The organism is Streptomyces sp. NPDC059909 (genome assembly GCF_042730885.1).
GTDB lineage: Bacteria > Actinomycetota > Actinomycetes > Streptomycetales > Streptomycetaceae > Streptomyces.
Genome location: NZ_JBHWKX010000006.1, coordinates 33,021 through 45,574 on the forward strand (window position 1 = coordinate 33,021; position 12,554 = coordinate 45,574).

Sequence of the window (12,554 nt, forward strand, 5' to 3'; positions counted from 1 at the left end):
CCGTGCTCACTGCTTCCATGCCGCGATCGGGTTGCCCAGCCAGCGGGTGTCCGCGGGAACGCTCTCCCCGCGCATCACCAGCGAAGCCGGACCGACCGCCGCGCGGTCCCCGATCACCGCGCCGGGCAGCGCGATGCCGTGCGGACCGAGCGTCGCGCCCGCTCCGAGGACGACATTGTCCATGCGCATGATCCGGTCGTGGAAGAGGTGGGTCTGCACGACACAGCCCCGGTTGACGCTGGCGCCGCTGCCGACGGTGACGAGGTCGGCCTCCGGCAGCCAGTAGGTCTCGCACCAGGCGCCGCGGCCGACGCGGGCGCCGAGGCCGCGCAGCCACAGATTCATCAGCGGCGTACCGGCGGTCGCGCCGACCAGCCACGGCACGGCGAGCACCTCCACGAACGTGTCGGCGAGCTCGTTGCGCCACACGAACGACGACCACAGCGGATGCTCGACCACCCGGAACCGGCCGACCAGCAGCCACTTGATCGCGACCGCCACCAGGCAGGCCACCACGCCCGCGGCCGCCAGCAGCACGCCGGCGCTCAGCACCGCGACCGCGAGCCCGAACCGGCCGGCCAGCAGGTCGAAGGCCACGAAGGCGAGCACGGCGAGCGCCGCGCCGCACATGACGGGGACGACCCGGAAGAGCTCGACGCACGCCCGCGCCCACTTCAGCCGCGCCGGCGGGGCGTAGGTGCGGCTCCGGTCGCCCTCCTCCGCCGCCCGGGGGAGCTTCATCGGCGGCATGCCGAGCCAGGATGAGCCCGGCTTCGCCCGCTTCGGGGTCGCGGACAGCACGCCCACCAGGCCTCGCTTCGGCACCCGGCGGCCCGCAGCCGTCATCCCGGAGTTGCCGAGGAAGGCGCGCTTGCCGACGCGTGCCTCGGCGATGTGCAGCCAGCCGCCGCCGAGCTCGTAACTCGCGACCATCGTGTCGTCGGCGAGGAACGCGCCGTCGCCGACCGTGGTCATCGCCGGCAGCGCCAGCACCGTCGACGCCTCGACGCCGCGGCCCACCTTCATGCCGAGCGCCCGCAGCCACACGGGCGTGAACAGGCTCGCGTACAGCGGGAAGAGGTGCACGCGCGCCATGTCCATCAGCCGCTCGGTGGCCCATGCCTGCCAGGCGATCCGGCCGTGGACCGGGTGGTAGCCCTCGCGCAGCCCGATGCCGAGTGCGCGGACGCCGACGAGGATCAGCAGCGCGTACGTGCCCATGGCGGCGACCGTCGCGAGCGGGACGGCGGCCAGGGCGGCCGCCGACGCCTCGCCGACGGCCGTACGGCCGCGCAGGAAGGCGCCGATCACCAGCAGGCCGGGCAGCACCGCGAGGGCGGGCAGCAGCGTGAGGCCGAGGGAGGTGAGGGAGTAGACGGCCGTCCAGCGGCGTCGGCGCACCGGTCGGCGTTCGGGGGCGCGACGGTTGGCCTTGCCCTTGCGGGACGCCGGTACGCCCGCCCAGCGCTCGCCCGCCGGGACGGTTCCGGTCACGCCGGATCCGGGGGCGACCTCGGCGCGCTTGCCGACGCGCGCGCCCGGGAAGAGCGTGCTGCGGGCGCCGACCGTGGCACCCGCCCCGATCCGTACGGCGCCGATGTGCAGCCGGTCGCCGTCCAGCCAGTGGCCCGAAAGATCCACCTCGGGCTCGACGGCGGCGCCCTTGCCGAGGCGCAGCATGCCGGTGACGGGCGGCAGCGCGTGCAGATCGACGTGGTCGGCGATGCGGACGCCGAGCGCCCGTGCGTAGTACGTGAGCCACACGCCGGCGAGACCGGTCGCACCGCTCAGCTCGGCGAGCCGCTCCGCGGTCCACAGCCGCAGATGGGTGCGGCCGCCTCGGGCGTACGTGCCGGGGCGAACCCCGCGCAGCAGCAGCCGCGCTCCGCCCGCCGCGACCACGATCCGCCCGGGCGGGCTGGCGAACAGCAGCCAGCCGAGCGCGACCCACCACCAGGACACGGTGGGCGCCCAGGGCAGCCCGACGACGTTGTTGACGGCCGCGGCGACCACGCCCCAGCGCAGCCCTGCGACACCGAGCAGCGGCAGCAGCAGCAACACCTGCAGGACCCCGGCCGTCCGCGCCACCGGCCGCACGGCACGGACCTTCGTCTTCCCGGCGGTCGCGTTCTCCAGCGTCCGCGCGAGCGCGCCGAGCGTCGGGTGCTGGTAGATGTCGCCGACGGACCCGGTGCCGTAGCGTTCCCGGATCCGCGACACGAGCTGCGCGGCGGCGAGACTGCCACCACCGCTCGCGAAGAAGTCGGCGTCGACCCCGGTGACGGGCGCGCCCAGCAGCTCACGCCACTGCCGGGCGAGCCACGCCTCGGCCTCACTGAACGAGGCCTCGTCGTCGGACGCCTCGTCGGCCGCATCCGGCAGCGGCCACGGCAGCGCGTTCCGGTCCACCTTTCCGGAGGTCCGGGTCGGCAGATCGTCCACGACGGCGAGGAGCGGCACCAGGGCGGCGGGAAGCTCCTTCCGCAGCCGCGCGAGCGCATCGGCGACGTCGAACGCGCCGACGTCGCCGCCGGTTCCGGAGGCGAATTCCGCGGCCTCGACGCCGCCCGTGCCGGCGCCGGTGCCGGCGGGCACGTCCGCCTCACCGGCCGCCGGACGTGAGCCCGCCGCCTCGAGGCGATCGGCGTCGGTATCCGGCGCGGCACTGGCGAAAACGATGGCATCCGGCACGGCTGTCGAGCCGGCCCCACCCGCGGGAGTCGCGGACGCTTCGGCGTCGGCGGGCCGCGAGTCCGGGGCCTGGATTCGATCGGCATCCGAGCCCGCACCATTCGGGCCGGTGATGTCCGCCGCGCTGCCGGACAGGGCGGCTGCCGCGTCGGCGGACATGTGGGCTTCGGCGGGGCGGGAGCTCGGGGTCCGTACGCGATCGGCGTCCGACACCGAGGCGTCCGGGCCGGTGGCGTCGGACGGCAGGGATCCGGCGCTGGCCGGCGTGTCGGCGTCCGACGGGCGGGAGTTCGCAGCCGTGACGTCTTCGGCGCCGGACACGGCATCGTCACCGACTCCGGGCGCGCCGCCCTGCCCGTCGGCAGCCAGGGCCGCGTCGGCGGCTGTCGTGTCGCGGACCGGCACCACGTAGCCGACCAGGAGCTGGTGGCCCGCTGCCGTCGTGCGGACAGCGGCGGCTGCGCCGGCCACGCCCGGGAGGGCCTGGAGGGCTGCGTCGATCTCGCCGAGTTCGATGCGGCGGCCGCCGAGTTTGATCTGTTCGTCGGCGCGGCCGACGAAGATGAGGCCCTCCGGCTCGGCGCGGACGAGATCCCCGCTGCGGTAGGCGCGGTCCCAGCCCAGTGCGGGCAGGGGGGCGTACTTCTCGGTGTCCTTGGCCGCGTCCAGGTAGCGGGCCAGGCCGACGCCGCCGATGAAGAGCTCGCCGGTCTCGCCCATGGCGACGAGTTCGCCACCTGCGTCCACGACCGCGAGCTTCCAGCCGTCCAGGGGCAGGCCGATGCGTACCGGCCCGGCGCCGGTCAGCGGGGCCGCGCAGGCAACGACAGTGGCCTCGGTGGGGCCGTAGGTGTTCCAGACCTCGCGCCCCGCGACGGCCATGCGCTCGGCCAGCTCGGGCGGGCACGCCTCGCCGCCGAAGATCAGCAGGCGTACGTCGTCGAGCGCGTCGGCCGGCCAGAGCGCGGCAAGTGTGGGGACCGTCGAGACGACGGTGATGCGCTGCTCGATGAGCCAGGGGCCGAGGTCGAGGCCGGTGCGTACGAGGGAGCGGGGGGCGGGCACCAGGCATGCGCCGTGCCGCCAGGCCAGCCACATCTCCTCGCAGGAGGCGTCGAAGGCGACGGAGAGCCCGGCGAGGACCCGGTCGCCCGGACCGAGCGGGGCGTCCGTCAGGAAGAGCCGCGCCTCGGCGTCGGCGAAGGCCGCGGCGCTCCGGTGGGTGACGGCGACGCCCTTGGGCCTGCCCGTGGAGCCGGACGTGAAGATGATCCAGGCGTCGTCGTCCGGGCCGGGGCGCCGGCCCGTGACCCCTGCCGTCGCGCCGCGTGCCACGACGGTCCGGTCCGCGCCGATCACGGCGCCGACCGCGGCCTCGTCGAAGACGAGTTGGGCGCGCTCGTCGGGGTCCTCGGCGTCGACGGGGACGTACGCCGCGCCGGCCGCGAGTACGGCGAGGATCGAGACGTAGAGATCGGCGGTCCCGGAAGGGACGCGTACGCCGACCCGGTCGCCGGTGCCGATCCCGGCATCGGCGAGCCGCAGGCGGAGTGCTTCGACCTCGTCGAGGAGGGCGCGGTAGGTGAGGGGCGCGGCACCGTCGTCGAGGGCCTGCGCGTCCGGGTGGCGGCACGCGGTCTCGTCGAGGATGTCGAGGAGTGTGCGTTCGGCCGGGGCGCCCCCGGCGGCGAAGAGCGCCGGTTCGGGTGCGTCGTCGAGGAGCGGGTCGATGAGGGCCGGGGTTTCCGGGGCGACTGTCATGCAGCGCACCGATCGCCGGCCGGCACTATGCACGTCGTCTCGTTCATACGTGTCTCGCTCTCCGTCGGTCGGTGGTCGCGCTCCGTAATCTTGTTGCGCGCACGGCAAACGGGGAGTTTATCCAGCGTTCACTCGACTCGCCTGTTGTGCCTGCTCTCGGGCGGTGTAAGGGGTTCGTCGCCCACATGGGCTCTCGCGAGCATCGTCACAGGTCGGAGGCCGGTGCCGGGGACGGTCCGGGCCTTCGTGTCAGCCGTACGGGTGAATCTCGACTGTGTCCAACGGCACGAACAAAACGGGATACAAAGGGTGTTGAACCGACGGTGCTCCGTGCGGCCGGTCAGAGGCCCCGCCCGGCCGAGCCGCCGCTCACGCGACCACCCCGTCCTCGCGCAGCTCCGCGATCTCCTCCGGCGTGAGGCCCGCTTCCCGCAGCAGCGCGTCGGTGTGCTCGCCCAGCGCGGGGATCGCACCCATCCGCGCGTCCGGGCCGCCCGGCAGCGTGATCGGGGGCAGCAGGGCCCGCAGCGCCCCGGCGGGGGATGCGACCTCCCGCCAGCGGGAGCGCGCCACCAGCTGAGGGTGGTCGGCCAGGTCGGCGATCGTGTTGAGACGGGCGCAGGCGATACCCGCCGCCTCCAGCCCGGCCAGGGCCTCCGTCGTGGTGAGGCGCGCGAGCGCCTCGGCGACGACCGCGTCGGTCTTCTCCCGGTTCGCCGTGCGCGCCTGGTTCGTGGCGAACGCGGGATCGTCCGCGAGTTCGGGGCGCTCCAGCACCGATTCCGCGAGCCGCCGCCACTCGCGGTCGTTCTGCACCGACAGCAGCACCTGTCCGCCGTCGGCCGTCGGATAGGCGTCGTACGGGGAGATGACGGCATGCGCCACACCGGTGCGCGCCGGGGCCGTGCCCCCGTGCATCCCGTGGTGCAGCGGATGCCCCATCCACTCCGCGAGCGACTCCAGCATCGAGATCTCCACGACCCCGCCCCGCCCGGTCGTCGCCCGCCGCAGCAGAGCCGCGAGCACACCCGAGTGCGCGTACATCGCCGCGGCGATGTCGGCCGCCGGAATCCCGGCCTTCACCGGGTGCTCGGAGGTCCCGGTCACCGACACGAGCCCCGCCTCGCACTGGACGAGCATGTCGTAGGCCCGCTTGTGGGCGTACGGCCCGTCCGGCCCGTACCCGGAGATGTCCACGGCGACCAGCCGCGGATGCGCGGCGCACAACGTCGCCGCATCCAGTCCGAGCCGCTGCGCGGCGCCCTGGGCCAGGTTCTGGACGAACACGTCCGCGTCCGCGACCAGCCGGCGCACCAGCCCGATGCCCCGCGGATCCTTCAGATCGACCGCCAGCGACTCCTTGCCGCGGTTGCACCAGACGAAGTGCGAGGCCAGCCCCTGGGCGGCGGTGTCGTAGCCGCGGGCGAAGTCGCCGCCGTCCGGGCGCTCGATCTTGATGACCCGCGCGCCGAGATCGGCGAGCTGGCGCGTGGCGAAGGGGGCCGAGACGGCCTGTTCGACGGCGACGACCGTGACGCCGTCCAGGGGCAGCGGGTGGCTCATGGGAGCCGTACTACCGTGTACGTACCACCTTTGTCACCCTCGAAGGCGCCGCCGACCCACCGCGGCCGAGCGTCAGAGCAGCACGAACTGCCCCTCCGGGCCCTCCTCGTGGTGGTCGAGCACCGAGGCCGGCCGCCGGGCCGCCCCGGGCACCGGTGCCACCACCGGATCGACGGTCTCCGTGCTCGCGACCTCCTTGCCCAGCTCCGCCCTCCGGGCCTCCAGCTGCCCGAGCAGCGCGAGCACGGTGATCAGCTCCAGCAGCTCCGAGGTCCACTCCTGCGGCCATGCACCGGGCCGGATCGCCTCCAGCGTGCCGGGCTCCGCCTCGGCCGTCCGCCGCTCGAACCAGTGCTCGAGCACCCGTACACCGCCCAGCTGGAACTCCCAGGCCTCCGTCGGCACGGGCGCCATCCGCCCCTCACCGAGCAGCAGTGCTTCCTCGTCGGCGGCGTAGGCGAGCCCTCCGGGCCGCGGCGGAATCGCGGCGCGCACGTACGGCCGCCGGCCACCGGGCAGCCTGGGCCGCTCACCGCCGCGCGCCCCCCTCAGCTGGACCCCGACGATCCGCCGTCCCAGCTCCACACCGCGCGCCCACACCGCGGCATCGGAGGTGAACGGCACGGCACACCCCTTGGCCGTCGGCTGTCCGACGGCGACGACCCACGCGAGCACGTCCTCCGGCGCGACCTCGATCCCGTAACGACGGGTCAGCGCCTGCAGCAGGCCCGGCGCCAGATTGGGCTCCACGCCACCGGGCCGCCGGTACAGGGGGCGTATCCGCCCGGGCCGGCCGGCCGGGGAGCGCCCCTCGGGCAGCACCCCCGACACCAGCAGCGCGGGACCCGCAGCGCCCGGCACATACCCCTGCTCGACGGCGAAGAGCTGCCGCCCGTCGGCGACGCGCCACAACTCGGGCCGGGCGACATCGATCAGGCGGTGATCGGGGACGATCCACTGCTCGTCGAACGGGCCGTGCACGATCCGCACGGGCTCGGGACACGGGCCGTCCTCGCGCCCGAACCGCACCGTCCCGGTGGACCGGCCCGGCAGTGCGGCGACGGCGGTGTGCAGGCCCCGCGCCCGTGTCTCGTGGAACAGGGCCCGGCGTTCGTCCCCCTCGGCCCGTACGAGCGTGTCCCAACGGGACCTGAGCGTCCGCACATCGGGAGCGACCGGCCAGCTCCGGCCGAGTCGCAGGGGTCCGGTGGACCAGGGCATCAGGTCGTCGAGCAGCACGGCGCCGGTCACTCCGCCTCGACGGTCACCGAGAACGAGAACCGGTCACCCCGGTACCGGATCCGCGCCACATCCACCACCCGCCCCTCGTCGTCGTACGTCACCCCCGTGTAGTGCAGGATCGGCGACAGCAGCGGCACTTGGAGCAGGTCCGCCGTCTCGGGATCGGCCAGCCGCGCCTCCACCGTGTCGGTGATCCGGCTGATCCTTACCCCGACGGCGTCCCGCAGCACCTTCGTCATCGGCCAGCGCTCGAGATCCGCGACCTCCAGCCCGGCGGCGACGTCCGGCCGCACCGCGTTCTCCGCCCAGTTCGTCGGCTCGCCGCTCTCCCCGTCGCAGCGCAGCCTGCGGTACGTCACGATCTCGTCCACGTCCGTGAAGTACTCGGCGAGTTCGACGGGAACGGGGGAGGGGCCGTGCGCCAGGACCGTCGTCCGCTCGCCCGACTGCTGGGCCACGATCGCGTCGATCGAGCCCAGCAGCCGCCTCGGTGCACTCCGCCGCGCCCCCGGTTCGATGAAGGTGCCGCGCCGCCGGTGCCGGCTGATCAGCCCCTCCGTCTCGAGCTCCTTCAGAGCCTGCCGCATGGTCAGCACGCTCACGCCGTAGTGCTCGGCGAGCTGTTCCTCCGTCGGCAGCCGCAGCGGATCGTGCGGCAGGCGTCCCAGTATCGAGGCGCGGAGGGACTGCGAGACCTGGTACCACAGCGGCAGCTTGCGGTTCAGGACGAGCGAGTCAGGGGCGAAGGCGGTCACGGCAACTCCGTATCAGATCCGGCCTCACGACCGGAAGTGGCGCTCAAGACCCTGCCATACGTCGTCGTACCCCTTCTGCAGATGGCCGGCGTTCGCCGCCTGAGCGGTGGCGGTCACCGGCCAGCGGGTCTCGAACATGAAGGCAAGGCCGTCGTCGATCTTCTGCGGCCTGAGTTCGGCGGCGCTCGCCCGGTCGAAGGTCTCCCGGTCAGGACCGTGCGCGGACATCATGTTGTGCAGCGATCCGCCGCCCGGGACGAAGCCCTCCGCCTTGGCGTCGTAGGCGCCCTCGATGAGCCCCATGTACTCGCTCATCACGTTGCGGTGGAAGTACGGCGGCCGGAAGGTGTCCTCGCCGACCAGCCAGCGCGGCGCGAAGACCACGAAGTCCACGCCCGCGAGCCCGGGGGTGTCGCTCGGCGACGTCAGCACCGTGAAGATGGACGGATCGGGGTGGTCGTACGAGATCGTTCCGATCACATTGAACCGCCGCAGGTCATAGACGTACGGCACATGGTTCCCGTGCCACGCCACGACGTCGAGCGGCGAGTGCGTGTACGTGGCGGTCCACAGGTTCCCGCAGAACTTGTTGACCACCTCCACCTCTCCCTCGACGTCCTCGTAGGCGGCGACGGGTGCACGGAAGTCCCTTGCGTTCGCGAGGCCGTTCGCGCCGATCGGGCCCAGGTCGGGCAGCTGGAACGGCTGTCCGTAGTTCTCGCACACGTAGCCGCGCGCGGTCTCGTCGAGGAGCTCGACCCGGAACCGTACCCCGCGCGGGATCAGCGCCACCTCGCCGGGCCGGGCGGCCAGCAGCCCGAACTCGGTACGGAGCAGCAGCCCGCCCTGCTCGGGGACGATCAGCAGCTCACCGTCCGCGTCGCTGAACACCCTCCGTTCCATGGAGGCGTTGGCGTGGTAGAGGTGCACGGCCATACCCGTGCGCTGCGTGGCGTCGCCGTTGCCGCCGAGCGTCCACAGACCGGCCGGCCAGTCCGTCCCGGGCGCCGGCTCGGGCAGCGGGTTCCAGCGCAGCCGGTTCGGGTCGGGCACGGTCTCGGTGAAGGGCGCGGAGCGGAGGCCGCCGTTGTCGGTGCGTACGAACGGGGGGTGGGCGGCCGACGGCCGGATCCGGTACAGCCAGGAGCGCCGGTTGTGGGCGCGGGGCTCGGTGAAGGCGGAGCCGCTGAGCTGCTCCGCGTAGAGCCCCAGCGGCGCCCGCTGCGGCGAGTTCCGCCCTTGCGGCAGCGCGCCGGGCAGCGCCTCCGAGCTGTGCTCGTTGCCGAAGCCCGACACGTACTCCAGCCCCTCTGCCGTCTTCCTCGCCTGCTCGATGCCGCTCATCCGCGCTCCCGATGCGTCCGGTACCTGTCCAAGGAATCCTATGGTCGACAGTAGGATTGCGCGACGGCCCTCGTCAACGGCATCCCCTGCCCGCCCCGTCGGCGGCATGATGGAGCGATGCCCTCAGCCCCCTCCCTCCGCCGTACGCCCGTGCAGCAGCGCAGCGCCGAGCGGCTGACCCGGATCCTCGACGCCTGCGCCGAGCTCCTCGACGAGACCGGCTACGAGGACCTGTCCACACGGGCGGTCGCGGCCCGCGCGGGTGTCCCCATCGGCTCCGTCTACCGCTTCTTCGGCAACAAGCGGGCCATGGCCGAGGCCCTCGCGCACCGCAATCTGGACACGTACGCCGAGCGGGTCACGGCGCGGATCGCCGAGCTGCCGGCCGCGGACTGGCGCGGGGTGGTCGATGCCGTGCTCGACGAGTACCTGGCGATGAAGCGGACCGTCCCCGGCTTCGCGCTGGTCGACTTCGGGTACCGGATCCCCGTCGTCGCTCCCGCGTCCGGGGCCAACCACGAGGTCGCCGACCGTCTGGCCGAGCTGCTCGCCGCGCACCTGGGCCGCACCGCCGACGCGGGCCTGCGCCGCACCACGCTGATCGCCGTCGAGGCCGCCGACGCTCTCCTGCAACTCGCCTTCCGTGTCGAGGCGTCGGGTGACGCGGAGATCATCGCCGAGACGCGGGAGCTGCTGTACGCGTATCTCGCCCGGGTCCTGGGCTGAGGCCGGGCAGGGCCGGGGGCCGGTCGGCCTGGCGTCGGTTGCCGAGGGTTCCCCCAATGCCTCCGAAAACACCCCTCCCCATCATGCGTACCGGTCGGTATGCTCGGGGTCGCCCGCGCGTCATCGCTGCCGCCGCCCCCGGGAGGGCCCCATGCCAGGAACCGACGCCACCCGCACCGCCCTCCGTATCTGCCCCCTCTGCGAAGCCACCTGCGGGCTGAGCCTCACCATCCGGGGCAGTCGCGTGACCGGCGCCCGCGGTGACCAGGACGACGTCTTCAGCCAGGGCTTCATCTGCCCCAAGGGTGCTTCCTTCGGCGAGCTGGACGCCGACCCCGACCGCCTCCGCGCCCCTCTCGTCCGCGACGAGAACGGTGAGCTGCGCGAGGCGGGCTGGGACGAGGCCTTCGACACCATCGCCGCCCGCATACGTCCGCTCATCGAGGAGCACGGACCGAACGCGGTGGGCGTCGTCCTCGGCAACCCGAACGTGCACACCATGGCGGGCGGGCTCTACCCGCCCGTCCTGCTCTCCGCCCTGGGCACCCGCAACATCTTCTCCGCCTCCACACTCGACCAGATGCCCAAGCACGTCTCCAGCGGACTGCTCTACGGCAGCGCGATCGCCATCCCCGTCCCGGATCTGGACCGCACCGACCATCTGCTGCTTCTCGGCGCGAACCCGCTGGAGTCCAACGGCAGCCTCTGCACCGCGCCCGACTTCCCCGGCAAGCTCAAGGCACTGCGCCGCCGCGGCGGCAGCCTCACCGTCGTCGACCCGCGCCGTACCCGCACCGCCCGGCTCGCCGACCGGCACGTCGCCATCCGCCCCGGCACCGACGCACTGCTGCTCGCCGCCCTCGCACACGTCCTCTTCGACGAGGGCCTGACCGACCTCGGGGACCTGGCCCCGCACGTGGAAGGCGTGGCCGAAGTCCGCGAGGCCGTAAGGGACTTCACCCCCGAAGCCGTCGCTGCGGCCTGCGACATGGACGCCGGCGACATCCGTACGATCGCCCGCGAGCTCGCCGCCGCCCCGACCGCCGCCGTATACGGACGCATCGGCAGCTGCACCGTCGAGCACGGCACCCTCGCCAGCTGGCTCGTCGACGTCCTCAACATCCTCACCGGCAACCTCGACACGCCCGGCGGCGCCCTGTTCCCGCTCGCGGCCACGGACCGCGCCCCCCGCCCGGCCGCGCCCGGCAAGGGCTTCGCCCTCGGCCGCTGGGCGAGCAGGGTCAGCGGCCACCCCGAGGCCAAGGGCGAACTGCCCGTCGCCGCGCTCGCCGAGGAGATCGAGACGCCCGGCGACGGACGGATCCGTGCCGTGATCGCCGTGGCGGCGAACCCGGTGCTCTCCGCGCCCGACGGCGACCGCCTCGACCGGGCGCTGGGCGAGGGACTCGACTTCATGGTCAGCGTCGACCCGTATCTGAACGAGACCTCGCGCCACGCCGACGTCGTCCTGCCCCCGCCGCCGCCCTCGCGCAGTGGCCACTTCGACTTCGCCTTCAACGCCCTCGCCGTCCGCAACCAGGCCCGCTACACGCCCGCCGCCGTGCCGCTCGACGCCGGGCTCATGGACGAGTGCGAGATCCACGCCCGGCTGATCCTCGCCGTGAGCGGGATGCACGGTGCCGACCCGTCCGCAGTCGACGACATGGTCATCGAGGGCGCGCTCGCCAAAGCGGTCGCCGACCCGCATTCGCCCGTCCACGGCAGCGACCCGAAGGAGCTCGCCGCCGAACTGGGCGGCCGCACAGGACCCGAGCGGCGCCTCGACATGATGCTGCGCCTGGGCCCGTACGACATCACGCTCGACGATCTGCTCGCGCACCCGCACGGCATCGACCTCGGCCCGCTGCGGCCGCGGATCCCGCAGATCCTGAAGACCCGCAGCGGACGCGTCGAACTGCTGCCGGGACCGATCGCGGACGATCTGCCGAGGCTCCGGAGCGCCCTGGGGGAGCGGGACGACCGGCTCGTCCTCGTCGGCCGCCGCCATCTGCGCTCCAACAACAGCTGGATGCACAACCTCCCCACGCTGGGCGGCGGCTCCAACCGCTGCACACTCCAGATACACCCCGCCGACGCCGCCCGGCTCGGACTCGACGACGGAGCCACCGCGCGGATCGCGGCGGACGGGGGAGAACTGGAGGTCCCCGTGGAGATCACCGACGCCGTACGGACCGGGGTGGTGAGCCTCCCGCACGGCTGGGGGCACGACCGCCCGGGCACGCGGATGTCGGTGGCGGCGGCCCGCCCCGGAGTCAATGTGAACCAGCTGCTCGACGGCTCACGGCTCGATCCGCTGTCGGGCACCGCGGTGCTCAACGGCTTCCCAGTTGATGTATCACCCCTGCGATGACCTGGGCTTTTGCTCGTATTGCTCACGTGTCAACGTCTTGTTAACGCCGATGAACGGCACCTAACGTCATGCGAACCGCCGCTCCGGTGGGAGTTCAAGGA

The 12,554-nt window shown here is 73.4% G+C and carries 7 protein-coding genes; 2 read left to right on the top strand and 5 right to left on the bottom strand.

Features of this window, described 5'->3' with window-relative positions:
- Positions 1 to 6: 6 nt before the first annotated feature.
- The 5 genes from ACFV9O_RS07075 to hmgA form a co-directional block, all read right to left on the bottom strand.
- The gene (locus ACFV9O_RS07075) at positions 7 to 4,452 is read right to left on the bottom strand and encodes a Pls/PosA family non-ribosomal peptide synthetase (RefSeq protein ID WP_385413374.1); all 4,446 of its coding nucleotides are present in this window, start codon (positions 4,450 to 4,452) and stop codon (positions 7 to 9) included.
- Positions 4,453 to 4,821: 369 nt separating this feature from the next.
- Complete coding sequence (locus ACFV9O_RS07080; RefSeq protein ID WP_385413376.1) at positions 4,822 to 6,015, bottom strand: CaiB/BaiF CoA transferase family protein; 1,194 nt, start codon at positions 6,013 to 6,015, stop codon at positions 4,822 to 4,824.
- Between the two features lie 72 nt (positions 6,016 to 6,087).
- Positions 6,088 to 7,236, bottom strand: a complete 1,149-nt coding sequence (locus tag ACFV9O_RS07085; RefSeq protein ID WP_385413637.1) for a type ISP restriction/modification enzyme — start codon at positions 7,234 to 7,236, stop codon at positions 6,088 to 6,090.
- 26 nt (positions 7,237 to 7,262) lie between these two features.
- Complete coding sequence (locus ACFV9O_RS07090) at positions 7,263 to 8,012, bottom strand: GntR family transcriptional regulator (protein ID WP_385413379.1); 750 nt, start codon at positions 8,010 to 8,012, stop codon at positions 7,263 to 7,265.
- Between the two features lie 24 nt (positions 8,013 to 8,036).
- Positions 8,037 to 9,356 (bottom strand): homogentisate 1,2-dioxygenase, encoded by a 1,320-nt coding sequence (hmgA, locus tag ACFV9O_RS07095; RefSeq protein WP_385413381.1) that lies wholly within the window; start codon positions 9,354 to 9,356, stop codon positions 8,037 to 8,039.
- A gap of 117 nt (positions 9,357 to 9,473) precedes the next feature.
- Here hmgA and ACFV9O_RS07100 point away from each other — a divergent pair, with 117 nt between their 5' ends.
- Together ACFV9O_RS07100 and ACFV9O_RS07105 are read left to right on the top strand one after the other, a co-directional pair.
- Positions 9,474 to 10,082, top strand: coding sequence for a TetR/AcrR family transcriptional regulator (locus ACFV9O_RS07100; RefSeq protein WP_385413383.1), 609 nt, complete (start codon positions 9,474 to 9,476; stop codon positions 10,080 to 10,082).
- 151 nt (positions 10,083 to 10,233) lie between these two features.
- Positions 10,234 to 12,453 carry a molybdopterin oxidoreductase family protein gene (locus tag ACFV9O_RS07105; protein ID WP_385413385.1) on the top strand — a complete coding sequence of 740 codons (2,220 nt, stop codon included), beginning with the start codon at positions 10,234 to 10,236 and terminating at the stop codon, positions 12,451 to 12,453.
- Positions 12,454 to 12,554: the final 101 nt, after the last annotated feature.